Below are 25,908 nucleotides of genomic sequence, written 5' to 3'. Positions count from 1 at the left end.
CGGACCACCCGGCAGGCCTACGATGACGACATGTCCCAGCCACGGATCGAGCGCCCCGACCTCCCGGAGTTCATGACCTGGGAAGAACTCGAACAGTTGCCCGAGGAGATCTCCGCGCAGATCGAGCTGTGGAATGGTCGTGTGGTGTGGGTTCGCCGCGGTCCGGCCGAGCACCAGATCTTCACCAACCGTCTGTGGGCCGCGCTCGAGCGGCACACTCGGGAAGTCACTCGAACGGTTCCCGACCAGTATTGGCGAGTGACGACCGAGACGAATGTTTTCCTCGGCAATAACGGTAAGTCCGACTTCCTGACCCCGGCTGTTCTCGTGCATCGTTGCCTCGGGTCCCCGTACCAGGACATTCGCTCGGCCGACGCGTTGCTTGTCGGCGAGGTACTGTCGCCGACCAACACCCAATCCGATATGGAAGCCAAGAAGGCGCGCTATGCGGGTGCCGGAATCCCCTGGTACTGGGAGGTGACCCTGGCTCGAACGGAAAGCGCGATCGCCACGACTCGCGCCTACGCCCTCGAAACGGGGCACGGCGACCTACCTCCGGGCGTCCGACCGCTGCATCCCGCCAACTACTTGCTCGCCGGCGAATGGTCCCCCACCGACTCGGAAGAAGTACGGATAGATTTTCCATTCCCCATCGTCACCGCGTGGCGCGAACTCGAATACTGATGCTGGAGGCCCGGATCAGATTCGAGTATTTGGAAACATTTCACGCGTAACTCGGATCGTTGTCCTCGCGGAAGCCCTGGACCGTCGCGTCGATGAGGCGTTGCAGGTGGTTCTGGACGATGGATGTGTCGGCGGGGTCGGCGCGGAGGTCGTGTTTGGTGTGGCGGACGAGGTAGCGGCCGTCGGAGTAGTCCATGATGTGGAAATCGCGGGCCGGGGTGGGGCGGCGGTCCCAGGCGGGGCCTGCGCAGACGGCGACGTGGAGGACGGTGCTGCGGGGGCGTTCGAAGAAGCGGGCGGCTTCGTCGCGGGGTGAGCGGGGGGAGTCGTCGTGGAATGCGGTGTAGGGGCGGTCGTCGTCGGTGAGGTCGGCGCGGTTGACCTGCAGGGCGGGGCGGGTGCCTCGGGTGTGGCCGGGGATGGCGGCGAGCAGGTGGCGGGTGAGGTTTTCGGCGCGCAGGAGCGACATCCGCACGGTCCCACCGGATTCCGGGTCGGATGAGGGTTGCTGAGTGACCAGGACCGCCTGCCGGTAGTGCACGGCCGCGTGGATACGGACGCGATGGCGTGGATCACCCATCTGCTCGAGATCGCCCGAACCGTTCGACGCGGCGGCGAATCCGGCGATCTCGATGCGTGATTCGGGGCCGTGGAGGATGCGCACCGCGGCTTCCGCGTTGTCGTCGATGCGGCCGGCGAGGTCGGCGGCTTCGGCTTTCCACTGGGCTTCCAGTTCGTCCGAGGTCTCGGCGGTGGAGCGGAACTGTAAGGGATACGGCAGGATGTCGTGTCCCGCGGCACGCCACAGGACGGTGAAGCCGAGCGCGCTGAAAGTCCAACCTGCCATGGGCTATTCACCCAAGACCGGCGGGACGGTCTTCTGCCGTTGTTCCTCGGAAAGGCCGGTCAGTTCGTCGCCGTTGTCCCGTGACACCAACTCCTCGCTGATCTTGGACTTGTGGGTCTTCTCTTCCTCTTTCTTCGACTTGGCGCCGGGCGGCATCATGCCGGGCATACCGTTCATCCCGGCTGCCCCCTTGCCCACACCGGTCGCCAACCCACGAGCCGTCCCTTGCCCCGGCGCGCCGGCCCCTGGCACCGATGTACCGCGACCGGGCGAATTGCCGGAGCCGCCAACGGTTCCCGCCACGCCGGGTCCGCCCGAACCGTACGGGAGCCCGGTCCGTGGGTCGATACCCGAAGGCGTCACTGCCGACGGGGTGGTCTGTGTGCCGGCCGCTGACGGATCCCATCCAGCCGGGTTGGCGCTGGCCGCGGTGGTTTTCGCGGGATTCTGCGCCGAGCCGGTCAATGTCGACGGGTCGACCGCGCTCGGTGCGGTGCCGTCCCCCGGACCTTGATCGGGATTCGGCGGTTTGGGCTGATCGGTATCACCGGGGCCGTGGCCATCGTCGGGGCCCTTCGAGGGCGGGCCTACCGGCGGAACTCCCGACGGCTTCCATTCCGTGTCGTCGGGCGTATTCACGGGATTGTACGGCCGAGGCGCCAACGGCACCTGCGTGTCACTCTCGCGCACGGCCGGGTAGAACACGTTGTTGATCAAGTGCTCGTTCGCCGCGCCGGCCTGAGTTTTGCGGTGGTCGTTCAGTTTCCACGTCGGCCCCGGCACCCAACCGGCAAGATCGCTGGTCCAACTCGTGTGCGGAGTCGGCTGCGCGGCAGGTTTGACGATCTCCACCGCCGAGCGAACAAGCTTCACCTTCTCGCTGACCAACTGAGCGGAGCTCACCAGATCTTTTTCTTTGTCGGTGAAACTCTTGATGCCCTCGGCAGTCTTCTGAGCCGCCGCACCCTGCCACTTCTCCTGAATGGCCTTCTGAATCTGCGGCCCGAAAGTGTTGTGCCCGTTCTCGATTTTGTTCCGCAGCCCCTCCCAGAAGTTGTGCAACGTCACCACCGTGCTGGGCTGCATCTTCTGAATACGGTCGTACAAATTGTCGATATTCTGCGGATTCTTGTACGCGTCCTGGCCGACCTGCGGGTTCTGGTATTGCCCTCCGAATCCGCCGTTCACGATCTGGTTGATCCGGTTGCGCGCCGCGGTCGCGTCCGGGCTCTGATCGCCCTGCGCATTCGCGAAAGAGTCGGGCGGGCCGCCCTTGTGCTGCTCCCAGAGGGCAGCAACCAGCGGCACGAGTGGAAGTACCATGTGCTCCCCCGGTCAGTGGTTCTCGGAGCCGGCGATGGTGCCGGCGTTCTGCTGGTCGTGGTCGACGAGGCGGTCGACGGAGTGCTTGATGGTGTCGCGGATGAGTTGGAGCACCTCGATGTGGTCGCGGAAGGCTGTGTCAAAATCTCCCTCGCCGCCGATGGCTTTGGCGCCCAACATCTTCGCGAGTTGATCGGCCGCGGGGAAGTCCCCGAGCCCGGTCACATTCGACATATTTCCCAGCATCTGTCGGCAGTCGCGATAGACCGCAAGCTGGTCCTCACACGCTTTCAGACAATCGCGTGAGACCGAAGGGTCCAGTTCGAGGCGACCGGCCTTCGACTCCTCGGCCAGGAACATCCAGAGTGTGACATCTTCGCTTTGCGCCATGTTCACAACCATCCCGTTATTTCGGAAACAGGGGCACGATGTCTTGCGCGGCGGCCATCACGCTGTCACAGGGCGCCTTGGAGTCCCCCGGATCGTTGTTGTAGAACGACAACTGGTAAGCGCCTGGGGCAGCAGGGAAGACAAGGTCACACTTCTCGTTGTTCCGATCACTCGCTCGATGGAATTTCCAACCTTGCCGTCCAGCAACGGTAACCGCCGTGAAGTCGACGTTGTCTTGCTTGTTTTTGATGTCGTCCAGCGAGAAGGTGGTCGACCAGACCACCAACGATCGAGCATGCATCGGCGCAGCAGACCACGAACAGACTTTCCATCCATCGACTGGCACACCGCCTACGCCGGATTCGCGGGTTGACGGGTCTGCGCCCACCTGTCGCAGCACGCCATCGGTGACCTGTGTGCACGGGTCCCATAACGCCGCCGTCGCCACCTTCGGATCACTCGTCTCCGGCGAAGCCGTCCCCGAAGTCGACGAGGAACACCCGGCCCCCACCAACATCACCGCAACCGCCAGCACAGCCGTAGCCGCCTTACGTATCACCGATGCCTCCCGTTGATCCCCGCGCACACGTCCTCCTGGAGTCTAGGACGCACTCGACGGCCACTCGGTTCCACTTATTGATCATCACAAGAGAAGAGGAAGCCGGGCGCACCGCAGACGACCCCACCCATTGACCCAGGAATAGTTTTGTTGCAAAACTGTTGGCCCATGAGGATCGTGATCGTCGGCGCCGGCATCGGTGGCCTCGCCGCGGCTCTGAGCCTGCATGCGGCCGGATTCCGGGATGTGACCGTGTACGAGCGCGCCGATGTGTTGCGGCCGCTCGGTGTGGGGATCAATCTGCTTCCGCATGCCGTGCGTGAGCTGACCGAACTCGGCCTCGGCGAGCGGTTGGCCGCGCTGGGCGTGGCGCCGCGAAAACTGGTTTACTACAACCGGTTCGGCCAGGAGATTTGGTGTGAGCCGCGTGGTCTCGAAGCCGGATACCGCTGGCCGCAACTGTCGGTGCATCGCGGCACGCTGCAGAGGGAATTGCTCGATGCCGTGAACGAAAGACTCGGCGCGCAGACCGTCCGCACCGGACATCGCCTCCGCACCGCTAACACCGACGGTCGTGCCCACTTCGCCACGGCGACAGGCGAATTGACGGTCGACGCCGATCTGGTCATCGGCGCCGACGGCATCCATTCGGCCCTACGCCGCCGGCATCAGCCGGACGAGGGTCCACCCGTGTGGAACGGACTGATGCTGTGGCGCGGGACAGCGAAGCTCCCCGGCTTCCTCGACGGTCGCACGATGATCATGGCCGGTGATGCCGAGCAGAAGTTCGTGGCGTATCCGATCCGCGGCGCGATCAATTTCATCGCCGAGCGCCGGACAGTCGGATTCGGCGGACAGAATGCCGACTGGAATCGCGCGGTCGCATCGGTCCAGATAGTGGATCTGTTCCGAGAGTGGCGCTTCCCGTGGCTGGCAGTGACCGAATTGCTCTGTGCCGCAGACGAAATCCTCGAATATCCGATGGTCGACCGAGACCCGCTCGACCGCTGGACATACGGGCGGACCACCCTGCTCGGCGACGCGGCGCATCCGATGTACCCGAACGGTTCGAACGGTGCATCACAAGCCATTCTCGATGCTCGTACCCTCGCGTTCCACTTGGCCACCGCGCGCACCCCCGAGGAGGCTGTCACCGCCTATGAGCAGGATCGACGCCCCGCCACGACAGCCCTGGTGCACAGCAACCGCAACCAGGGCCCCGAACAGGTCATGGTTCTCGCCCACGAACGCGCGCCGAACGGGTTCGCGCACGTCCACGACGTCATCTCGCCGAAAGAGTTGGCCGCCATCGCCACCGGCTACAAGAAGGCCGCCGGGTTCGATCGCGACACCCTCAACACCCGGCTGTCGCTGACCCCGCCATTCAACGAGGGGCATGTCTCGTGACCGATCTCGATCCTGCCCGGCTGGCATCGGTCATCTCACCGCTGCGCCGAAGCTTGCTCTCCGCCGCCCGCGCCGCCGAACATCTCCCGGACATCCCGGATGCGCAGATCGAAATCGTGCGCGCCCTGCCGCCCGGCACCGTCAGCACCTCGAGCGAATTGGCCGGACGACTCGGGCTGAGCCGCCCCACGGTCAGCAATCTGCTGACCGCGATGGAGGCGAGCGGCTTGGTCGAGCGCCGCCCCCGGCCCGGCGACCGCCGCCACGTCGAAATCGCGACGACCACGCGGGCCCACAATCTGTTCGCTCGCTTCGACGAGGCAAGCGGCGCTCTCATCAACGCCGCGGCGGCGACTCTCGATCCCGAGGACCGCGCCGCGCTGGCCACCGCCCTCCCCGCGCTCGAACGCCTGCGCGAGGCTCTCCAACGACTCCAGACCACGGAGGAAAACGAATGAGCACGCCCCGCCAGCGCCTTTCACGGTGGATACAAGCGCGGATCATCAAGGGACTGGCTCCCGGTCCGCACGACATCGCCGTCCGCAAGAACCTGCGCGTCCCGATGGACGACGGTGTCGAGTTGCTCGCCGACCTGATCACACCGATCGGCAACGCCGATCCGAGGCTGCCCACCATCGTGATCCGTGGCCCGTACGGGCGCAGCGGACCCGTCGCCGGCCATGCCCGCGCCCTGGCCCGCGAGGGTTTTCCGGTGCTGTTCCAGAGCTGCCGCGGAACCTGGGGTTCCCGTGGTGTGTTCACCCCGCAGATCGACGAGCAGCGCGACGGTATCGCGACTCACCGCTGGGTTCGCGAACAAGACTGGTGCACAGGGCCGGTGGTCACCTTCGGACCCAGCTATATGGGCTTCACCCAGTGGGCGGTGGCGGGAAAGCTGCAGAAGGAGGACCCGGACATCGCGCCCGATGCCCTCTGCCTGGTCGTGACGATGCCCGATTTCGGTGCCATCACCTGGGACAACGCGGCCTTCGCACTGCGCAACGCGCTCGGCTGGACGCAGATGATGGACCGGATGATCCACCGCGAACTGCTCGCCCTGGTGCTGGGTCAGTTGCGTCCGGATCGCAAGCTGCGCAAGGCATTCGACGTGCTACCGCTATCGCGCGGCGATGTGACCGCCAACGGGCGCACGGTGCACTGGTACCAGGACTGGGTCGGTCACGAACGGCTCACCGACGAGTATTGGACCCAGCAGTCGCATACCGCGTCGGTTCCCGATGTCACCGCGCCGGTGTACATGATCACCGGTTGGTACGACATCTTCCTGCCGTGGCAGCTGCGCAACTACGCACAGCTCGCCGAAGCGGGACGACCACCGCGCCTCACTGTCGGCCCGTGGGGCCATCTCACCCGAGATATGGGCGCACCGACGGTCGCCGAGACAGTGGAGTTCTTGAAGGAGCATTTCGCCGATGCTCCGAGCAAGCGGGTAGCACCGGTGCGCGCCTATCTCACCGGCGCCGAACAATGGCACGACCTGCAAACCTGGCCACCGTCCGGCACAGCGAGCGAAACGCTGTACCTGCACGCCTCACGCAAGCTCGGCCCCGATGCCCCGGAAGGCGGCATCACCAGCTACGTCTACGACCCCGCCGATCCCACACCCGCCGTCGGCGGCCCCAGCCTGGGCCCGACCTCGAGCCCGGTCGACAACGCCGCACACGAGCGTCGCGCCGACGTCACCGTATTCCGAGGTGAGCCGCTCACCACCCCGGTCACGGTCGCCGGAGAACCGGTGGCGCGCATCAGCTTTCGATCGTCACAACCCAGCGCCGACATCTTCGTCCGGATCTGCGATCTCCATCCGGACGGGCGATCGATGACCGTGTGCGACGGTATCCGCCGCATCGGCAGCATCGCCACGACCGAGACGGATCCGGTGCCGGACGCGGACGGTTTCCGGGATGTCGAGGTGCGGCTGCGGCCCACCTTTCACCGGTTCGCGGCCGGCCACCGCATCAGCGTGCAGATCAGTTCCGGCGCCCATCCGCGATACGCCCGCAATCCCGGATCCGGCGAGCCGGCCGCCACCGCAGCCACCATTCACTCTGCGACGCAAGAGATCTCACACGCCCCCGTGTCTCCGTCGCGGATCGAACTGCCGGTGTGGTCATCGTGAGTGCCCCGGCAGTGCCCGGCTTGGAGGTGGCGTTCCGGGTGGAGGCACGCCTGGGCCCGCCGGAGGACCACGGGGTGACCCGCGCCGCGAAACGCGGTCGCTACACCGCCTATCGCCTCACCTAGACCAGATGCAGCCGAGGTGACGGCGGGAACGTGACCGGCAGTGCCGTCATCGAGCGATGGAACGGCCCAGGCCGCCAACTGATCTCACTCGGATCGACAGCGAGGCGGATTTCCGGCAGCGCGTCGAGCAGCTGATCGATCGCATCCTGTACCACCAGATACGCCACCGACCGGGCCGGACACGCATGCGGGCCCGCACCCCAGGCCAGATGCGAGCGATTACCGGTGCGATCGCCGCCCGCGATCTCGGGATCGTTATTGCACGCGGCCAGACTGATGATCACCGGTTGATTGGCAGGCAGCCAGGTGGTGTCGATCAGAATCGGCTGGCGAGGGTAGGTCATGCAGAAGTTGGCCAGCGGTGGATCGGTGAACAGCACCTCGTCGAGCGCATCGCGCGTCGACAGGCTGCCCGCGAGGATGTCGCCGCCGAAACGCTCGTCGGTGATCATCAGCAGCAGCGTGTTGGAAATCAGATTCTGCTGCGGTTCGATGCCTCCGCCGTAGAAGACGATCAGGTTGCGAACCATCTCCTCGTCGTTGAGCTTGGCCGGATGGTGGGCGAGATGCGAGGTGACATCGTCGGCGGGCGCGGCACGGCGCAGCTGCACCTGCTCCATCAGCGCCTGACTCATATGGTCCATCCCCCATGCGGCGTTCACCGTATCGAAGATCGCCGCCATCCCGGTGGCCACGCGACGGCCCAGATCCGCCGAACAGCCGACCATACGGTTCAGCACCTCGAACGCCAGCGGAAATGCGTATTGCGACACCAGATCCGCCGAACCCGACTCGCAGAACTCGTTGATCAGCGGGATGGCGATCTTCTCGACGGTGGTGTGCAATTCGTGCAGGTCGACCCGGTCGAAGGCCGCCGTGAACGCCTGCCGATACCGCGCATGCGCACTGCCCGCGCTGCGGATCACGTTCGGATACCACTCCATGATCGGCCGCACCGGGCAATCCGCGGGAACGGTTCGCTCCCACGCCCGCGGGTCGGCCGGGAAGTGGTCGGGATCGTTGAGGATCTGCAACGCGGTGTGATAGCCGATGACCAGCGTCGCCGGCACGCCGGGCGCCAGCTCGATCGGCACGATGGAGCCGAAGCGGCGGCGCATCGCCTCGTAGGCGCGATGGGGGTCGGCGACGAATGCCGGTGTGTCCAGCACGATTCGGGGGCCGTCGGTGTCGAAGGGTGTACCGGCCTGATGGACAGGGCAGCCGGGGGCCGCAGCCAGGTCGGAAGGTGGGGTTGACAAAGGGGGTGACTCCAGAGAATGAACCAACAAGCGCGGCAGGGGATTCGCCGTCAGCCGACAGCGTCACCTCGTGCTTGGTGAGGATAGGGGCTGTGGCAGCCCTCCAGCTAGCGTTTTCGAAAACGGACAGGCGTCCTGTGAGCAGAAGGCGCGCACCCTGCGGCAGCGTTATCCCACTGGTCGATTGACCACTTCGCGGGACACGGCACCCACCTGGCTACACCCAGCGGGTCGGACCCCGCCGTGCATATCGTCCAGACGTCCCGGACGAGAGAGAGGTGCGCCCGAAGGCGAACGCTGTGGTCTGAATTTTTCGTGCAAACCTCGGCCGATTAGTGAGTTTTCCGCGTAATCAGCGCGAGTTTGCACGAATAATTCACCCACAACGACGGCTCAGTCGAGCCATCGCGAACCTGACCGGGTCCTGGCCGACGCTGCTGCCGTATCGAGAGCCTCGCGCGCCCCTCTGCGCTGCGTCGAATCAGTCCACCTCGTCCAGTGCCGACAGCGCTGCACTCGCCGCGAGCCCGGCCAGGCAGCCAGGGAAACAATCACGGTGGATTTCCCACAATCGGCGAGCGCAGTCTCGTTCGAGGTGAGTGGGCTCCCAGGTGCAGTCGTTCAACGGTGGTGGTTCTACGGCATACGGTTTCGTTGTTCCGGCGAGCCACAACCGAGGTGGTGCGACGGTGGCCAGATCGAAGTCGGCGCTCACACGTTCAGGCCGATCGTCGACGTGGGCCAGGTCGTAGACGAGGACGGCCGACGCGTCCATCCCCGACGCGATCGCGAGGATGTCGCCGAGCGGGTCGCGAACACCCTCGGGCGGACGCAGCGTGCACAGCCAGCGAAACCCGAGATGATGAGCAAGACATTGGATTTCGATGTCGTGCCGCGCTGTGTCGGTCCCCGAGATCTCCGTACGCACCAACCCGACAGCCTTGCTGCGCGCCACCGACATCACCGCCAGCGCACCGGCGACATCCCGCAGAGCCGCAATCGATTCCGTCTCCTCCCTGGCGGGGTCCAACCCCTTCATGCCCCTCTCCTTCTCGAAAGATGTTCGAACAGCGGCACGCCTGGCCCGGCCAGGAAGCCGGTGGCGAGGCCCCTCCCCCGGGCCGGATTCCGCGCCGCGATCAGGCAAGGAGGCGGCGACAGGTTCTTCGGACGCAGGCGCAGGCATGGGACTCGTATTTCTCATCGGCGGTTCTCCCTTTTGGTCACCGGTGAGCAGCCGGCCGAAGCAGCTATGTCCGCCCAGAAATCGCGCTTGACGCTGTCCCACAATCGATTCCACTTCGGATGGAGCTCACGCGCCTGCGCCAGGTCCGTGCCGGGCGCGAACCGCCGGATCTGTTCCGGAGTTGCGCCGGCGTCGAATACGGCCGATATCTCGATGCGGCCACGTGGGTCCCGCGTCGATCGCCATACGGCACGCAATCCCTCCGCCTCGGTGATACGCTCACCAACTGCCGCGTGATCCTCTCCGCGCATGCGCGCCAACGGGTTTGCCTGCCCCGGGCGTTCCACTCGATCTGCTGTCATCACTGGCGATGCCTTGGTTCGATGGGAGGGGCCGACGGCTGTTCAGCACGCCCCGCCCCAGATGCAGTCCCAGCATAGCGAATTCGTCGTGAACCGACAAGCAAGTGTGGATAATCCGCTGGGATTCATCAGAAGTCCAAGCTCGTCGTCCCAGAACCCCGCGGTGTCCATCCACAACCCCGGACCGCCGCATCCAAAGGAGGCAGCTCGTCATGGTGGATATCAGTTCGACGCTCCCCCGCCGTCAGCTCGGCCGGTATCTACGGGAGCTCCGTCAGGGATCCGGCCTGACGATCGCGGAGCTCGCGCGCCGCATCGAACGCGGCGCCACCACGGTCCAGCGGCTGGAGACCGGCACCGCCGACCGGATCCGGCTGTGGGACGTCGACGCGATCTGCCAAGTCTGCGGCGCGGACGACACGACCACCGAAGCCCTCAAAGGGCTTGCGCAGCAGGGAAACAGTAAGAGTTGGTGGCATCAGTACGGGGATCTGATCCCGGTCAGCTTCGATGTCTACATGGGCTTGGAAGCGGCTGCCGCAAAGCTGATTTCATTCCAAGAACTCATTCCCGGTCTGCTTCAGACACCCGACTACGCGCGAACCGTCACCCGGCAGGCGCATCCGACGGAATCGGACGGCGAAATTGCCCGCAGGGTCGAGATGAGGGTGCGACGCCAGGTACTGCTGACCAAGAAGTCGGATCCCGTCCCGGCCGACATCATCCTCGACGAGTCGGCGCTGCAACGGGTCATCGGGAACCGGCGAATCATGGACGCACAACTGCGCTACCTCGCCGATGCGGGAACTCGGCCGAACATCCGAATCCGAGTCCTGCCGTTCGCCGCCGGCCTCCCGCTGGGCGACTTGACCGGTCCTTTCACCATCCTGAGTTTCGGAGAGCCCGGGGACGGCCGGCCGGCCGAACCTCCCGTCGTCTACGCCGAGGGCTACACGGGAGCCATGTACTTCGACGATGCGGACCTCGTGCGGCGGTATCACCGCGCGCACGCTGCGCTGGGGCAGGTAGCGTTGAATGAGCAGGACAGCAGGAAATTGCTGCGGGACAAGGCAAGGGAGTTCGCGAAGTGAGCGCTGATCTATCCATGGCTCGCTGGTTCAAGAGCAGCCACAGCGGCGGCAGCCAGGACTGTGTCGAGGTGGCATTCCTCGCCGACGGCTCGGTCGGTGTGCGCGACTCGAAGAACCCGACAGGACCCGCACTCGCCTTCGCTCCGGCGGACTGGGATGCCTTCACCGCGACCGTAAAGCACGGCGGGCTCATCGCGCCGACCGCATAGCGGCCCGGCCGCGCACATACGCAATCACGTCGCCCGGCTAGGAATTGCCGTGCGTTTCGTAGGCCACGAGCCTACGAAACGCGTTCCGGCACATATTGATAGAACCGAGCAGAGCCGGCGGATGAGCACCGAAACCCGACGTGTTCTTCCGACCCCGCCATAACCGTGCTGCACCGCGCCAACTACATCCTGACCGGCGCCCTGCCCGCCACCGCCGGGATGTGGTGACCATCGATCCCGTTTTCGATCAGTATCCCCTGGTCCGATCTCGAGCTCTGAGTCGAGTGTGACGGCCTGGGCGTAAGTACCCTCCAGACTGGACGACCTCAACCGCAGCGGCGACAGACCGCGCCCGGATTCGGCTCCTGAGTTGCCTGACTACCCCTCGGGATAGAACAGGAACAGCGTGCACCCCGTCTCGCTCGCCGGAACGTGCCAGCTTCCCGCCGGGGCATGGATGAAGGTGCCCGCCGAGTAATCCCGGGCGCCGTCGTTGAAGATGCCGGTCAGGATGAAGACCTCCTCGGGCCCGGGTTCGTGCACGTCGCGGCGGGGCCAGGAGGTGCCGGGGTCCATTTCCAGCACATGGGCGTGGGCGCCGTTGTCGCCCTTCCACAGTTGGCGCAGGCGGATGCCGGGGAAGAGTTCGCGACTCGGAGCGTCGGCGACGTCGGTCCAGGTGTAGCCGGGCTGGGAGAGGATTTCGGGGTTCATATCTGTCACGGTGCCGGATGCGGCGAGACCCGGACAGTGTCTGAGTCGACGTCGAGGGGTACATTCTTGCCATGCATCGTGTGGTGGCATTGGTGCGACCGGTGCAGTCGACGTTCGAACTCGGTTGCGCTGTCGAGGTTTTCGGTACCCAGCGAGATGGGGTGCCGCAGCACTACGAGTTCGAGGTATGTACGGAAGCGCCGGGGGCGGTGCCGACGACGGCAGGTTATGCGATATCGGTGACGCGGGGATTGGCGGCGCTGGACTCGGCGGACACCGTGATCATTCCGGGATGGCTGCCGGTGGAGACGCCGCTGTCGGGACCGGTGCGGCGGGCGTTGCTCCGGGCGCACGGCCGTGGGGCGCGGCTGGTCACGATCTGTTCGGGAGTGTTCGCGTTGGCGCGGACCGGGCTGTTGGACGGGCGTTCGGCGACGACGCATTGGGCGCGGGCCGGGCAATTGGCGCGGGAATTTCCGCAGGTTCGGGTGGAGCCGGATCGGCTGTATGTCGACCACGGCGATGTGGCCACCAGCGCGGGGGCGGGTGCGGGAATCGACCTGTGCCTGCACCTGGTTCGCGCGGATCACGGGGCCGCGCATGCCGCACTCATCGCGCGGCACATGGTGATGCCGCCGCACCGCGATGGCGGTCAGGTTCAGTACGCGCCGCCCTCGCCGGTCGAGGACGGATTCGACGGTTTGCTGGAGTGGGCCGAGGCGCGGCTCGAGACATCGTTGTCGGTGGCCGATATGGCCGCGCATATCAACGTCTCGCCACGTACGCTGGCGCGCCGGTTCGCCGATCAGGCCGGCACCAGTCCGGGTGGGTGGTTGCTGGAGCGTCGGGTGGCGCGGGCGCGAGTTCTGTTGGAGGACACGGACTTACCGGTCGATGCCATCGCGGTCCGGGTGGGTCTGGGCTCGGCGGTCAATCTGCGTCGGCGTTTTCACGACCAGGTCGGCACCACACCGGGCGCGTATCGGCGCGCGTTCCGAACTCCGGCCGCAGGTAAAACGTAGATACTGCCGCCGAGAGGAGCAGACTCCGGCAGTTCGTCGTGATCGAGAAGTTCCGCAACGAGGGTTTCGTCGGGTGTGGCCGGGTAGACCGCCAGTGTGAACATCGGCGGACCCGGCGACCGCGAGACAGTTCGTACGACCGGCACGCATGGCGGCTACTCGCTGACACTCAGCGATCTCACGCTGCGCAACGCCGATCTGCGTACTCGGTGTGCGGCGGCCGCGGCCGCCGGCTTCACCGGCATCGGGCTTTCGGTCGAGCACTATCGTGCGGCGTTGAAGGACCATTCGAACCCCGCCGATATCTCCGCCGTGATCGCTGAGCACGGTCTCGAAGTGAACGAAGTCGAGCTGGCCGCCCACTGGGCGGATCCGGCCGCATTCTCCGCGGACGAACTCGAATCCGACCGCATCGTGGTGCGGATGGCGGCCGTACTCGGCGCCAGCCGAATCCACACGACCATATCGCAGCATTTCCCGTTGGAGACCCTGGCACGTGGGTTGCGCGAATTGTGCCACCGCGCCGCCGATGCGGGGGCCTGCGTCGCCCTCGAGTACATGCCGTACGCCGCGATCGATTCCGCGACCTGCGCCTGGCAGGTGATAGAGGCATCCGGCGCGGACAACGCCGGACTCCTCATCGATGCCTGGCATTGGGAGCGCGCCCACACCGCCGACGAACCGGATTCCGCACTGCGGGCCATTCCGGCGGAGCGGATGGCGGCGATCCAATTGTGCGACACCCTGCCCGAACCGTTGTCCGACCTTCGCCGCGAGGCGCTGCATTGTCGCCGGCTGCCCGGTCACGGTGCGGCCGCGCTCATTCCGATGTTGCGCAGGCTCGCACGCCACGGTGTCCGGGCACCGATCGCGGTCGAAGTCGTGTCCGATGACCTGGACGCGCAGGATCCGTACGTCACTGCCCGGCAGGCTTACACCACTTCGCGACGCGTTCTGCGGGACTCCGGCTGGCCCGTTTCGTCCGTCCGCAGATCGGTGCGGTGAGCGCGCCGGACCACAAGATCGGCTGCCATCAGGATTCGTGCGCCGTCCGGTGAACCGGAATTTCGCGATGCCCATTGGTCACAATGCTCGGAATCGGCCGCAGCTCAGCAGGATCCACCGCGAGTTCCATATCGGTAAACCGCTCGAACAGACCCGGAAGCGCTATCGCCGCCTCCAACCGCGCCAGCGGCGCCCCCAGACAATGATGCACCCCGTACCCGAACGCGAGGTGTTCCTTCGACCGCCGCCCGGCATCGAACACATCGGCATTGTCGCCGTGCACTTTTCGATCCCGCCCCGCACCCGCCAACGACGCGATGATCACGTCACCCCGGTTGATCCGCACTTCCGGGAAGTCGGAATTACCGGCGATGTCGATGTCCTCCACCGCGAAACGCATCGGCATATGCGCCAGCGGTGCGTTCCATCGCAGTCCTTCTTCGATCACCTCGGACCACGACGTTTGTTCCGCGATGGCGGCCTTCCGTTGGTCCGGATGGGTGAGGAGACCGACGATGCTGTGGTCCAACAGATTCGCGGTGGTTTCGTGACCGGCCGTAATGATCAGCAGCAGTGTGTCACGCAACTCCTGCTCATCGAGCCGCGATCCGTCCGCGTCGTCGTGGGCGTTCATCAACACGGTCGTGAGGTCGTCGCCGGGATTCTCCCGCTTGTGCCGCAGCAGTTCTTCCATGAGGACGAACAGCGCGCCGAAATGCGCACCGACTTCGGCGGGGGCGAGGCTGGTATCGAGAATTCCGTCCGCGTGGATGCGCAGTTGTTCATCCATCCCGGCCGGAACACCCATCAGTTCGCCGATGACGCGAATCGGCAGCTCGGTGGCGAAACCCGCACGCAGATCGACGATTTCGCCGTCGGGGACAGCAGACAACTCGTCGAGCAGTTCGGCGACGAACGCGTCGATCCGCGGCCGGAGCGCCTGAGTGCGTTTGTTCGTGAACGCCGGCGCCACGAGTTTGCGCAGCCGCTGATGCTGCTCGCCGTAGGTGGTGAGCATATTTCTGGCCGCCACCCACGGAAACATCACCCACTCGGGCCCGATCTCGCCGTCGATGAACCGCGGCCAGTGCTGGTGTGCGTCCTTGGAGACGCGCGGATCGGTGAGCAGCCGCCTGAGGATGGCGGCGTCGGTGACCGACCAGGCCGGTACGCCGCCGGGAAGCACCACCTCGGCCACCGGGCCGCGAGCGCGGACGCGGGCCAGCTCGCCCTGGATGTCGGCGGCGCTGGGATCCAGCACCAGCGGCTGCGTATCTGTCATCGGAGATCCTCCATCAGGTGAGACGCATCGGCGGGCATGCGGGAAACACCACCGGCAGGGCTGCCAAGGCGCGGTGAAACTGCCCAGTTCTCCAACTTAGTTGCTGCGCAGGAACTTCCGGGCGAATATCCGGAAGCGCATCGAGCAGCAAATCGATGGCCTGCCGCGCGATCGTCTGCGCGAGCGGCTGCGCCGGGCACGAGTGCGGGCCGACTCCCCACGCCAGATGAGACCGGTTCCCTCGCCGGTCGCCGCCGACGATATGCGGATCGGTGTTGCATGCCGCCAAGCTGACGACCACCGGCTGATCGGCCGGCAACCACACGTCGCCGATGAGTTGCGGCTGTCTCGGATACGTCATGCAGAAATTGGCCAGCGGCGGATCCGCGAACAGAACCTCGTCGATGGCATCGCGGGTATCCATGGCACCGCTGAGCACGTCGCCGCCGTACTCTTCGTCGGCCATCAACAGCAGCAGGGTGTTCAGGATCAGATTGCAGGTCGGCTCCGTGCCCGCCGAGAACAGCAACGCGGCCTGGTTCACCATCTCCATGGGATCCAGGCCCTCCGGGTGGGTCAGCAGTCGCGAGGTGAGATCGTCACCGGGACGCTCGCGCTTCTGCTCGACCACCGCGAGCAGCGCCTCGATGAACCGCTGCTGACCTTCTTCGGCGCCGACCCCGTCCAGCATCGCGGCCATCCCCTGATAGGCCGCCGATGCGGCGTCTTCGGGAAAGCCCATCAGCTCACTGAGAACCCGAAAGGTCAGCGGGAAGGCGTAATCCATCCGGAGATCGGCGGTGCCGCGCTCGCAGAAGGAGTTGACGAGAGCGTCGGCGGCGCGTGCGACCGCGCCGTGCACCTTGTGCAGGTTGACGGTGTCCAGCGCGTCGGTGATCGTGCGCCGGTAACGGGCATGTTCGGCACCCGCGGTGCGCAGGGCGTTCTGCCGATAGCCGAGCATCGGCGTCACCGGGCAGTCCGGCGGAGCGTTCTTCTCCCATCGGCGCGGATCGGCGGGAAAGCGAGCCTCGTCGTTCAAAATCTGCAGTGCCGCTTGATATCCGATCACCAGAGTGGCCGGCACCCCGGGCGCCAGCTCGATCGGTACCAGCGGCCCACGGCGGCGCATGGATTCGTAGGCGCGGTGCGGGTCCGCCGCGAAGTCGGTGGAATCGAGCCGGATCTGCGGTTCCGCGGAGCGCGCCGGAGAGCCGTGGCCGGACGTCCGGCCGCTGTGGTGCACCGCGTTTGCGTCGTTCAGCATGCGTCCCCCGCGTGTGATGTTGCGTGTCCTGTCCGATGTCCTGCGAGATTGCCTGCCATTCGTTGTATGGGCACGGCGGACACCCTAGCGGAAACCGTTGTACTTCAATGTTTTTGACGAAACAGTCAGCGAGGTAGCTTGTTGCGTGCAGGTAGCTGCTCGGCGGCGAGCGTTACTGCTCCTCGCTCGGCTCCCGCATCAGCTCGGCGAGCCGGTCCCACGCCGGCGATGACGCACCGGGTTGCGACCGGACCGCCAGGCGGGCGATGGTCGCATCGTGATCCGGCACGTCGCTCGCTCCATTGTGTCTGCGCCCGAACCATTCTCGCGTCCGCGCCGCCAACTCGGGGAGCCGCGGATCCGCCGGGGAGCAATCGTAGACGGCGTCGTAGTCGAGATAGATGGCGCGGAATTCGGGATCGGTGAGTAATTCGCGCTTCTCGGCGATCCACGCGGCGGCCGCTGCGGGTGAGGCGGTCTGCATGAGGATCCAACCGTCTCGTTCCAGCTGGATCTGCCGCTCGCTGACGCCGAGTTCGCGCAGCTCGTCGAGATGATCGGCGACGTCCGCGGACACGTAGAGGCGGTCGCCGCCGCGCAGCTGCGTGAGTTGTTCCCGGGTGCGCCGCAACTGCTCGATACGGTGTTCGAGGTCGTGGTCGATCTCGGTGAGGGCCGCCGAAAGGGCGCCCGGGTCGGCATCGAGCAGATCCTTGACGCGGGCCAGCGGCACCCCGGCGTGCGCCAGTGTCCTGATCTTGACCAGGTCGATCGCGTGCTGCGCGGTGTAGCGGCGATAACCCGAGGCGTCGCGGTCGGGTTCGGCGAGCAGGCCGCGCTGGTGATAGTGGCGCACGGCCTTGACGGTCACGCCCGCATAGTCCGCGAGCTGTCCGATCGTGAGCATACCGACATCCTTCCGCGCGCCCGGGCGGTCAGGAACGCCGGGTCAGGCGGCCGCCGGCATTGCGGAAACGGGCACGGCCGTCGCGAATGTCGTGGTAGGAGACCAGCAGCAGTCGCAGGTACCCGTCGAAGATTTCCGGCGGATAGCCCACCGGCGCGAACAGACCGGGCCGGACCGGAACATACCGTTGCGGCGGTGCCGAGGTCGCACCCCCGGCGAATGCGGTGAAGATGCGTTCCTGCGTCGCGTCGTCGGGTTCGTAGGTCACGCGCTCCTCGAGCTGCCCGTCGACGATGTCGACATCGACGCGGAGCTGGCCCGACCGGTAGGTGCCGGCGTACGGGGTGAGGTCGAACTCCGCGTCGAATTCATCGATGAGCGTGGGGATTTCGATGTCCAGATGTTCGGTCAGCAGCCACCGCAGCAGCCGGTCGTGCAGCACGATCGCTCCGGATGTGTTGCCGAAGGCGGTGAATACCAGGTCGTATTCGGGGACCACACACAGAATGGACACCCCTCCCGGTGACGCGCCCGACATCGCCAGCACCGTGGTGTCGCCGAGCGGATATCGCACCCAGCCGAGTCCCATCGGCGGGACGTTCGGAGTGTGCATATCGTGGGCGACTCGCCGCATCGTCGCCGTCGATTCCGCGGACAGGACCCGCGCACCGGTGGGCGCGACGCCACCGGCGAGGTGGGTGCGTCCGAACGCCAGCAGGTCGGCGACCGTGCCGATCGGGGTGCCGCCGGCCGGTCCCCAGGTGTCGGGGAGCATGAACATACCGGTCGGCGCGACACTCCCGGTGTCGGGATCGATGAAGTGGCCGACCGCCGTGCTGCGCAGAATCGCTTGTCGCGCAGAGGTACTCGACGTCGTCATGCCGACCGGGTCGAACAACTCCCGTTGCAGCAGGTCCGGGTAGGGCGTCCCGGTGACCACCTCGAGCAGACGGCCCGCCACGATCATGCCGCCGTTGGAGTAGCTGAGCTGCTCGCCGGGTGCGAACAGGGTGCCACACTGCGCGAGGCCCTCGACGTAGTGTCGCAGCGCGTCGCGGCCCTCGGCATCGGGGAAGAACAGGTCCGCGTCGATACCGTTGGTGTGGGAGATCAGGTGCCGGACCAGGATTTTGTCCGCGGCATCCGGTTCCGCGAGCAAGAATTCGGGCAGGTAGTCCACCACCGGCGCATCGAGTTTCAGCAGTCCGCGTTCGACCTGTTGCAGTACCAGCGTGGTGGTGAGCACCTTGGTGACGGAACCGAAGAGGAACCCGGTGTCCTCGCGCATCGGGGCGCCGGTGGCGAGGTTCGCGGTGCCGTGCGAGACGAGAATCTGTTCGCCCGCGTGGTAGATACCGGCGACGTAGCCGGGGACCTGGTCCGATTCGCAGAAGGTTTCCACCTGCGAGCGGATCCGGTCGGCGATGGTGTGCAGTGCGTTGTCGTTCATGCGGACCATCGTCGAACCCTGCCCCTGGGTCAAGGTCAAGCCGGAGGCGGAAATTGTTCGACGCTATGACGCGGGGGTCTCCGGGCTCAGCTCATAGGCCTTCCGGACCATCGGCGACCGCTCCCCGACCCGGTCGGTGGTACGACGCCTCCACACCGAGTCGAACTGCTCGCGCAATTCACGGGATGTGGTAGACACATCCGCCCATTCCGAGGTAATCCCGGAACTCACAGATCAGATTGCTCAGCGCATTCGCCGAGCCCGAGGCCGAACCCGTGCCGGTCGTGTCGGCGGATGCCGACGGCGCGGCCGCGAGCGGCAGCGCCAGGGCGGCAGCGGTCACGACGGTGACGGCGAATCGCTTGCTCATGAGACTTCTCCGTATCGATGAGTGTCAGGGCTGACTCCGGCCCCCACTTCGAAGAGTAAGAAGCCCTCGGAGTGCGAAACAGCCCCGAGTTTCCAGGTCTGGTGACCTTGGTGATTCGGGTCGCAGAGCGCACTGGCCGGGCGGGTGGCGGGATAGCCTGGGCCTCGAGGGAGGGCACCATGATGATCGATTTCGTTCCGGACAAGAGTCTGTATCCGTTCGAGTCGCGTTGGTTCGACTCGTCGGCCGGGCGCATGCACTACATCGACGAGGGGTCCGGGCCGACGATCCTGTTCTGCCACGGGTCCCCGACGTGGAGTTTCCTCTATCGCCATATCGTCACCGAGCTGCGCGATCGATATCGGTGTGTCGCGGTGGATTATCCGGGGTTCGGATTGTCCGAACGGCCTTCCGATTTCGGATATACGGTCGCCGAACTCACCGTGGTGCTCGGCGAGCTGATCGATCATCTCGGGCTCGACGAGTTCATCGTCATGGGACAGGATTGGGGCGGGCCCATCGGGTTGGGCGCGGCGGTCGCGCGGGCGGATCGGGTGCGGGGAATCGTGTTGGGTAACACGGTGTTCTGGCCGATCGAAGCAAAAGCCAACAAGGCGTTCAGCGTGATAATGAGCAGCCGTCCGATGCAGCGCCGAATACTCGAGCAGAACTTTCTCATCGAGCGCGTACTGCTCTCGGAATTGGGGCGCACGCTCACCGCGGCGGAAGCCGAGCATTATCGCGCGGTGCAACCCACCGCGGCGGCGCGTTGCGGACTTGCGGTGATGCCCAGGGAAATTCGTGCTGCGACTCCACTGCTGGAGCAGCTTTCCCGAGACGTTCCCACGCGCCTCGGGGACAAGCCGGCGCTGTTGGTGTGGGGGATGCGCGACCCCGTGTTCCGGCCGAAAACGTGCATTCCGCGCATACGCGCCGCCTTCACCGATGTCGAAACGGTCGAACTCGCCCGTGCTCGTCACTTCATCCAGGAGCACGCGCCGAATGAGATCGCGACGGCCATCGCGAATCGTTTTCCGTAAGTGTTCCGCGGCAGAGGCGTAGCCCTCCAGGCTTTACCGGCGCGCCGTCCGACACTCCGCGCGGCGAACCGAACTATACGAAGACCTGCGCGGCTGTCGGTCGAACAGCTTATTGTGGACGCCGACCAGCCCCGCGATAATCGGTAGCCGATCTGCGGCAAGTCGGCCGACCACTCGAACCTGATGAGACCGAGAAGGTTTCGGAAAGCGTGCGATGAACAGGCGTGCAGTTGTTTCACCGTTCGTCACGATGTCGATCTGCCTGCTGACGATGGGCGTTGTCGGGTGCGGTGGTTCGGCCGGCGAGGCGGTCGGCGACAACGAGGCGGTCGGTGACGTGCGGAGTGTCGGGACAGCCTCGCCCGCAGGCACATCGGCTGCGTTGTCGAATATGGCGATGCCCGGCGTGGCAGTGGCCGATGCCCGGTCGTACGCGGCCAACTCCGGCGGGATCGACGGTTACTACTTCACCACTCCGGCCGGGCGATGGCATTGCGCGATCGTCGTCGGCGGTGACCCACATATGGCCGGATGCCAGCCCGCGACGAACACCGGCGCGGGGATCGGCGTGAAAGGCGCTCCGACGGTGGAGAGCCACTACTCCCACAAACAGGTCCCGCCCGACACGATCATGATCGAGCGGGGCAGCCAACCGCGTTTCGCGGTACTGGGGCAAGCGGTGTTCCGGCAGGCGCCGAACGAGGCAAAAGTGTTGCCTTACAACACATCCCTGTCGGCCGACGGCTTCACCTGCACCGCCCGAGACTCCGGCGTGTCGTGCCGAGACGATGCCTCCGGAAAGGGGTTCACCTTCTCCACCGAAGGCTTTGCGATGAACTGAGCCAGCACGTACAACCACCAGGCGGTAGGCGAGAACAGCCGGCTACGACGGCGATCGAACGGCGAAATCTGGTGCTCGCAACTCCGGACCTATCGGACTCCCCTGGGCCCGAGGGTAATTCCATACCTCACCGTACCCGGCGATCGAGCCACCCTCCGGCCCACGAACCAGCTCACCAGCCGTTCGTCGGCGAACCGGTTCAGACCTCGGAGACGAAGCCGCGCAGTGCGACCACCCGCCGGCCGTCGACCTCCAGTTCCGCGATCCCTCGTTCGGTCGGGGTGCGCACACTGACGGTCACGAATCGGCCCGCCGCGATGGTCTTGCCGACCTCGAGTCCGCGCACCCGCTTGACGAATTCGGCATGGCCCACATCGGAACCGGCCGGCCATTCCACCACCGCGCCAGGGCTCAGCACCGCGCGTACACCGGCGACGTCACCGCGACCGGCTGATTCCAGCAATCCGGTGGCGGCGCGTTTGCCCGCCGCGCCGACCCGGAGGAAACCGCGGCTGAAACCCACAGCGCCACCGATGCCTTGGTTTCCGAGCAGCTGCGGCGCGAGTTTCGTGGCCGCGGCGAGCCCGCGCCCACCGGCGGCGAGCAGTTGACCGACCATCACCGGCAGCTCCCAGTGCGCGTAGAGGCGGGCGATCTTCCATTCGCCGCCGACGCGTGTCAGGTCGTAGCGCAGGTGCATCGGCACGTGCAGGGTCACACCGGTGGACATGGTGGTGTCGAGGACGAGGTCGCGGAAGACCGTGGCACCGCGTACGACGTCGTGATCGACATGAAAGGCGATGTCGTTGGGGCCGATGAAGGTGTCGTAGAAGCGTTCGATCGCCGCTCGGCCGATGTGCGGGCGCGAGCCGACCGGATCCTCGACCCGGCCGTCGGGTGCGAACAGATCCACCCAGGCCGCACGATCGTGCACCGCGACCGCCTGCGGGGATCGTTCCACCGTGGCGAGCAGTTCCGCCGCCGACGCGTTCGCGGACATCGTTCCTCCAGACTCTCGACTGCCCACAATCTATAACGCGTTCCAGTTTCATACCGGGTAACCAGCGAACCTCCGGCAAGTGCGCGTGACGGATCTCGCGATGATCGAGCCGCGCCCCGGGCGTACGGTGACCGGTATGCAGGTCGGGCAACCCAGCAGAACCGCGATGGCCACCGCACAGTCGCGGGCCTATCACCAACTCGCCGATGAACCGCGGATCTTCACCGATCCGCTGGCGGTGCGGATCGTCGGCGAGGAAGCGGCTCGCGACAATCCCTTCGACAAAGGGATCGATCCGGAACTGGCCCGGCGCCGCCGGTTGTTCCTCGCCACCCGCAGTCGCTTCGCCGACGACACCGTCGCGGAGGCGGTAGCCGGCGGAACCCGCCAGGTGGTCGTGCTCGGCGCGGGTATGGACACCGCCGCCTACCGCAATCCCCACCCGGATGTGCGGTTCTTCGAAGTCGACCACCCCGACACGCAGGCGTGGAAGCGAAACCGGTTGTCCGAAGCGGGAATCGAGGTTCCCCACTCGATGACCTTCGCTCCGGTGGACTTCCACCGCGACGATCTCGCCGACGCGCTGGCAGAGGCGGGACTGGATCGTGCCCGCAGCGCGGTCTACGTCTGGCTCGGCGTGGTGGTCTACCTCGAACACGACGCCATCGCCGAGACGCTGCGCTACATCGCCGGCCAGGGTGGCGGTGCGGACCTGGTGTTCGATTACTCCTACCCACCCGACGCGGGCCAGCAGGCTCGCGGGAAACGCGTTGCGGCCGTGGGGGAACCGTGGGTGAGCTTCTTCACCGAAGAGCAGATGCGGAGCGAACTGGAGTCGGCCGGATTCACCGACATCGAGGACCACTCGGGGATCGCGCTGGTGCGGTCCTATGCCGACCTCCCCGCCGACGGACCGGCGCTCCCGGGCCCGCATCTCGTTCGCGCGAGAACCGCTGTGAACGACTGAGTCGACCGGAGGCTCCCGAAACCGGCTGCGGCACTGCGCGCACCGCCCTCTTCGCGCCCCTCGGAACAAATCTCCGGCAGACGGCGGTTGCCCCGAGAGATAGCAGAATGCGAACTCGGGAGGTGCGATGCTGGCGATCGGATTCGAGGAGCCGGGTGGTCCGGAAGTACTGAAACCGGTCGAGGTGCCCGAACCGCACGCCGGTCCCGGCGAGGTGCGGATCCGGGTGGCGGCCGCGGCCGTGAACCCCTCCGACACCGTGACCCGCTCCGGCATGGCACACGATCGCTACCGGGAGGTGACGCCGCCGTACGTCCCCGGCTGGGACGCCGCGGGAATCGTCGACGAGGCCGCCCCCGAGACGGGCTGGCACAGCGGCGACCGGGTCGTCGCGATCACGCTACCGGTACTCGCCGGTGGCGGTGCCTATGCGGAGAAGATCGTGGTACCCGCGGGCCAGGTGGCGCGCCTGCCCGAGGGGAGCGACTTCGTCTCCGCCGCAACGCTTCCGATGAACGGCCTCACCGCCTGGTTCGCCCTGGACGCGCTCGACCCGCGCGCCGGGCGCACCATCGCGGTGACAGGGGCGGCCGGTGCGGTCGGCGGGTACGTGATCCAGCTGGCCAAGACGCGCGGCTACACCGTGATCGCGGACGCGAAACCGGCCGATGAGCAGCTGGTCCGCGATTTCGGCGCGGATGTCGTCCTACCGCGCGGCGAGGACCTCGCCTCTCGCATCCGCGCCCACGCTCCCCACGGTGTGGACGCGCTGATCGACACCGCGCTCCAAGGCGATGCGGTGCTCGCGGCGGTGCGCGACGGCGGTGCGTTCGTCATCCTGCGGCCCGCGGCCTTGGGTGGCGGAGCCACGCCGGAGCGCGGCATTTCGGTCCACCTCGTGATGGTCGCCGACCATCTGGACGAACCACATGCGCTGAGCGAATTGAGCCGCCTCGCCTCCGAAGGCGCACTCACCCTGCGCGTGGCCCGGACCTTCCCCGCCGACCACGCCGCCCGAGCGCATGAGCTGCTCGAAGCCGGCGGTGTCCGGGGCCGGATCGTCCTCGAATTCTGAAGAGCGCGGTACTAGTTCCGCGGCGGCAACGGAGGTAGTTCGAGGTTGTCGCGGAACGTCTCGCCCACGTAGCCGGAGCCGACGATGCCGCGGCGGCGAAGTTCGGGGAGCAGGCCCGCGAGCAGGAAGTCGCGGTTGCGCGGGTCGTCGAGGCCGCCGAGGCCGATCACGTCCAGGACGCCGGCGTCGTAGCGTTCCTGAATCGCGTCGGCGAGTTGTTCGGGAGTGCCGGCGGCGGCCCAGTGGCCGGTGTCCTTGGCGGCGATGATCAACTCGCGCAACGTTTTTCCGGAACGAGCCAGCGCGGTGAAGATCTCCACGCGGCCGCGGCGCCGGTTCACCGCCTGCACATCGGGCAGCAGCGAGTCCGGGATCGGCCGGTCCAGCGGCAATTCGGACAGGTCGATCTCGCCGCCCAGCATGTCGGCCAGCGCGTGGCGGCCCGCCTCGAAATCGGTGGCCTCGGCACGTTCACGAACCAGTCGCCGCGCCTCCTCCTCGGTGGCGCCGTAGGTGGTGTGCAGCGAGCTGAAGATGTAGGGCAGCCCCTCGGCGCGGCCCAGATCCGCCGCGCGCGTGCGAATTTTCTTCGTGTAGGTGAGCGCGTCGTCGAGCGTCGCCAGTGAGGTGAACACCACCTCGGCGAACCGGGCGCCCAATTCCACGCCGCCCTCGGATTGTCCCGCCTGGAACTGCACCGGGCGTCGCTGCGGCAGCGGCGGAATGTTCAGGGGGCCGCGCACGGTGAAATAGCGTCCGGCATAGTCGATCGGGCGGACCAGCTCGGCATCCAGAGCCGCGCCGCCGTGGCCGTCCGGCGTGAGCGCGCCCGGCTGCCAGCTGTCGAACAGCGCGTTCGCGACTTCGAGGACTTCGGTCGCGCGGGCGTAGCGTTCCTCCGGGCTCGGCAGGTCCCCGGCGCCGTAGTTCTCCTCGCCCAGAGAGGAGGTCACCGCATTCCACGCGGCGCGCCCGTTGCTGATGTGGTCGAGCGTCCCGAACAGTCGCGCCAGGTTGTAGGGGTGATGGAAAGTCGTTGTGACCGTGGCGATCAGGCCCACATGCCGGGTCACCGCGCTGAGGGCGGACAGGAAGATCAGCGGTTCCTGCGCCCCGATGGCGCCCTGCGCGCCGAAACTCAGCAGATCCGCCGCGAACAGGGCGTCGAAGCGGTGTTCCTCGGCGAGTTTCGCGACCCCCAGGGCGTCGTCGAGCGTCGAGCGCCGCGGATCGATCGCGGCATCGTAGATTTTCGGCGAACCACTGACCCCGGTCACGATCTTCAGCGGCCGGCGTCGCGCACTGCTACCCATCCCCCGACGGTATCGATAGCCGTCCTCGTCGCCACCGGTTGCATTCAGCCGGATCATTTCGGTCGAATCGGGA

At 66.3% G+C, this 25,908-nt stretch carries 27 protein-coding genes; 13 read left to right on the top strand and 14 right to left on the bottom strand.

Annotated features, from left to right (window positions below; genetic code table 11):
* Nucleotides 1–30: 30 nt before the first annotated feature.
* The gene (locus AC5592_RS11550; protein ID WP_063064139.1) at nt 31–684 is read left to right on the top strand and encodes a Uma2 family endonuclease; all 654 of its coding nucleotides are present in this window, start codon (nt 31–33) and stop codon (nt 682–684) included.
* A gap of 40 nt (nt 685–724) precedes the next feature.
* Here the strand turns inward: AC5592_RS11550 and AC5592_RS11545 are convergent, their stop codons facing one another.
* Genes AC5592_RS11545 through AC5592_RS11530 form a run of 4 tightly spaced genes read right to left on the bottom strand, consistent with a single transcriptional unit; the run spans nt 725 to nt 3,830 of the window.
* The gene (locus AC5592_RS11545; RefSeq protein ID WP_063064138.1) at nt 725–1,531 is read right to left on the bottom strand and encodes an ESX secretion-associated protein EspG; all 807 of its coding nucleotides are present in this window, start codon (nt 1,529–1,531) and stop codon (nt 725–727) included.
* A gap of 3 nt (nt 1,532–1,534) precedes the next feature.
* Complete coding sequence (locus AC5592_RS11540) at nt 1,535–2,839, bottom strand: hypothetical protein (protein WP_157121755.1); 1,305 nt, start codon at nt 2,837–2,839, stop codon at nt 1,535–1,537.
* Between the two features lie 27 nt (nt 2,840–2,866).
* Nucleotides 2,867–3,244 carry a hypothetical protein gene (locus tag AC5592_RS11535; protein WP_157121753.1) on the bottom strand — a complete coding sequence of 126 codons (378 nt, stop codon included), beginning with the start codon at nt 3,242–3,244 and terminating at the stop codon, nt 2,867–2,869.
* A gap of 16 nt (nt 3,245–3,260) precedes the next feature.
* A complete protein-coding gene (locus AC5592_RS11530) occupies nt 3,261–3,830 on the bottom strand; it encodes a DUF3558 domain-containing protein (protein ID WP_157121751.1) in 570 nt (189 codons plus the stop codon).
* A gap of 141 nt (nt 3,831–3,971) precedes the next feature.
* On the opposite strand from AC5592_RS11530, the gene AC5592_RS11525 reads away from it, so the two are divergent.
* The 4 genes from AC5592_RS11525 to AC5592_RS11510 are packed head-to-tail and all read left to right on the top strand — an operon-like array spanning nt 3,972 to nt 7,475.
* Nucleotides 3,972–5,210: a flavin-dependent oxidoreductase gene (locus AC5592_RS11525; protein ID WP_063064135.1), complete on the top strand. Its 1,239-nt coding sequence runs from the start codon at nt 3,972–3,974 to the stop codon at nt 5,208–5,210.
* Nucleotides 5,207–5,668, top strand: a complete 462-nt coding sequence (locus AC5592_RS11520) for a MarR family winged helix-turn-helix transcriptional regulator (RefSeq protein ID WP_063064134.1) — start codon at nt 5,207–5,209, stop codon at nt 5,666–5,668. Before AC5592_RS11525 ends, AC5592_RS11520 begins: the two co-directional genes overlap by 4 nt.
* Nucleotides 5,665–7,350 (top strand): CocE/NonD family hydrolase, encoded by a 1,686-nt coding sequence (locus AC5592_RS11515; RefSeq protein WP_063064133.1) that lies wholly within the window; start codon nt 5,665–5,667, stop codon nt 7,348–7,350. Before AC5592_RS11520 ends, AC5592_RS11515 begins: the two co-directional genes overlap by 4 nt.
* Nucleotides 7,347–7,475, top strand: a complete 129-nt coding sequence (locus tag AC5592_RS11510) for a hypothetical protein (protein WP_269750175.1) — start codon at nt 7,347–7,349, stop codon at nt 7,473–7,475. Before AC5592_RS11515 ends, AC5592_RS11510 begins: the two co-directional genes overlap by 4 nt.
* Here the strand turns inward: AC5592_RS11510 and AC5592_RS11505 are convergent.
* Nucleotides 7,472–8,734: a cytochrome P450 family protein gene (locus AC5592_RS11505; RefSeq protein ID WP_036509390.1), complete on the bottom strand. Its 1,263-nt coding sequence runs from the start codon at nt 8,732–8,734 to the stop codon at nt 7,472–7,474. The genes AC5592_RS11510 and AC5592_RS11505 overlap by 4 nt on opposite strands.
* Before the next feature lie 481 nt (nt 8,735–9,215).
* Nucleotides 9,216–9,773 carry a hypothetical protein gene (locus AC5592_RS11500; protein WP_036509387.1) on the bottom strand — a complete coding sequence of 186 codons (558 nt, stop codon included), beginning with the start codon at nt 9,771–9,773 and terminating at the stop codon, nt 9,216–9,218.
* 721 nt (nt 9,774–10,494) lie between these two features.
* Between AC5592_RS11500 and AC5592_RS11495 the strand changes: the two genes are divergently transcribed.
* Complete coding sequence (locus tag AC5592_RS11495; RefSeq protein WP_063064131.1) at nt 10,495–11,373, top strand: helix-turn-helix domain-containing protein; 879 nt, start codon at nt 10,495–10,497, stop codon at nt 11,371–11,373.
* A complete protein-coding gene (locus tag AC5592_RS11490) occupies nt 11,370–11,582 on the top strand; it encodes a DUF397 domain-containing protein (RefSeq protein ID WP_063064130.1) in 213 nt (70 codons plus the stop codon). The genes AC5592_RS11495 and AC5592_RS11490 overlap by 4 nt, the downstream gene beginning before the upstream one ends.
* Before the next feature lie 378 nt (nt 11,583–11,960).
* On the opposite strand, the gene AC5592_RS11485 is transcribed toward AC5592_RS11490, so the two are convergent.
* A complete protein-coding gene (locus tag AC5592_RS11485; protein WP_063064129.1) occupies nt 11,961–12,296 on the bottom strand; it encodes a cupin domain-containing protein in 336 nt (111 codons plus the stop codon).
* 71 nt (nt 12,297–12,367) lie between these two features.
* On the opposite strand from AC5592_RS11485, the gene AC5592_RS11480 reads away from it, so the two are divergent.
* Nucleotides 12,368–13,318: a GlxA family transcriptional regulator gene (locus AC5592_RS11480; protein ID WP_063064128.1), complete on the top strand. Its 951-nt coding sequence runs from the start codon at nt 12,368–12,370 to the stop codon at nt 13,316–13,318.
* Between the two features lie 96 nt (nt 13,319–13,414).
* On the top strand, nt 13,415–14,323 hold the full coding sequence (locus AC5592_RS11475; RefSeq protein ID WP_063064127.1) for a sugar phosphate isomerase/epimerase family protein: 909 nt from the start codon (nt 13,415–13,417) through the stop codon (nt 14,321–14,323).
* 28 nt (nt 14,324–14,351) lie between these two features.
* Here AC5592_RS11475 and AC5592_RS11470 read toward each other — a convergent pair whose 3' ends face one another.
* The 5 genes from AC5592_RS11470 to AC5592_RS11450 all read right to left on the bottom strand — a co-directional run bounded on the left by AC5592_RS11470 (nt 14,352) and on the right by AC5592_RS11450 (nt 19,599).
* Complete coding sequence (locus AC5592_RS11470) at nt 14,352–15,605, bottom strand: cytochrome P450 family protein (RefSeq protein WP_063064126.1); 1,254 nt, start codon at nt 15,603–15,605, stop codon at nt 14,352–14,354.
* Between the two features lie 13 nt (nt 15,606–15,618).
* Nucleotides 15,619–16,872 (bottom strand): cytochrome P450 family protein, encoded by a 1,254-nt coding sequence (locus AC5592_RS11465; RefSeq protein WP_063064125.1) that lies wholly within the window; start codon nt 16,870–16,872, stop codon nt 15,619–15,621.
* Nucleotides 16,873–17,044: 172 nt separating this feature from the next.
* Nucleotides 17,045–17,779, bottom strand: a complete 735-nt coding sequence (locus AC5592_RS11460) for a MerR family transcriptional regulator (RefSeq protein WP_036509372.1) — start codon at nt 17,777–17,779, stop codon at nt 17,045–17,047.
* 28 nt (nt 17,780–17,807) lie between these two features.
* Nucleotides 17,808–19,229: a serine hydrolase domain-containing protein gene (locus AC5592_RS11455; RefSeq protein WP_198163806.1), complete on the bottom strand. Its 1,422-nt coding sequence runs from the start codon at nt 19,227–19,229 to the stop codon at nt 17,808–17,810.
* A gap of 178 nt (nt 19,230–19,407) precedes the next feature.
* Nucleotides 19,408–19,599, bottom strand: coding sequence for a hypothetical protein (locus AC5592_RS11450; RefSeq protein ID WP_063064124.1), 192 nt, complete (start codon nt 19,597–19,599; stop codon nt 19,408–19,410).
* A 179-nt stretch (nt 19,600–19,778) separates the two neighbouring features.
* Between AC5592_RS11450 and AC5592_RS11445 the strand changes: the two genes are divergently transcribed.
* Complete coding sequence (locus tag AC5592_RS11445) at nt 19,779–20,639, top strand: haloalkane dehalogenase (RefSeq protein WP_063064123.1); 861 nt, start codon at nt 19,779–19,781, stop codon at nt 20,637–20,639.
* 391 nt (nt 20,640–21,030) lie between these two features.
* Entirely contained in the window at nt 21,031–21,480 is a 450-nt protein-coding gene (locus AC5592_RS11440) for a hypothetical protein (protein WP_157121749.1), read from the top strand.
* A gap of 199 nt (nt 21,481–21,679) precedes the next feature.
* Here AC5592_RS11440 and AC5592_RS11435 read toward each other — a convergent pair whose 3' ends face one another.
* Nucleotides 21,680–22,480 (bottom strand): nuclear transport factor 2 family protein, encoded by an 801-nt coding sequence (locus tag AC5592_RS11435; protein WP_063064122.1) that lies wholly within the window; start codon nt 22,478–22,480, stop codon nt 21,680–21,682.
* A 100-nt stretch (nt 22,481–22,580) separates the two neighbouring features.
* Between AC5592_RS11435 and AC5592_RS11430 the strand changes: the two genes are divergently transcribed.
* Complete coding sequence (locus AC5592_RS11430; RefSeq protein ID WP_198163805.1) at nt 22,581–23,447, top strand: class I SAM-dependent methyltransferase; 867 nt, start codon at nt 22,581–22,583, stop codon at nt 23,445–23,447.
* A 127-nt stretch (nt 23,448–23,574) separates the two neighbouring features.
* Nucleotides 23,575–24,522: an NADP-dependent oxidoreductase gene (locus AC5592_RS11425; protein ID WP_036509363.1), complete on the top strand. Its 948-nt coding sequence runs from the start codon at nt 23,575–23,577 to the stop codon at nt 24,520–24,522.
* A gap of 11 nt (nt 24,523–24,533) precedes the next feature.
* Here AC5592_RS11425 and AC5592_RS11420 read toward each other — a convergent pair whose 3' ends face one another.
* Nucleotides 24,534–25,835: an NtaA/DmoA family FMN-dependent monooxygenase gene (locus tag AC5592_RS11420; protein ID WP_063064207.1), complete on the bottom strand. Its 1,302-nt coding sequence runs from the start codon at nt 25,833–25,835 to the stop codon at nt 24,534–24,536.
* Nucleotides 25,836–25,908 lie beyond the last annotated feature (73 nt).

The sequence above is a fragment of the Nocardia violaceofusca NBRC 14427 genome (assembly GCF_963869435.1).
GTDB lineage: Bacteria > Actinomycetota > Actinomycetes > Mycobacteriales > Mycobacteriaceae > Nocardia > Nocardia aobensis.
Note: the sequence above shows the minus strand (reverse complement) of the source record. Positions and strands in the feature narration are given on the sequence as shown.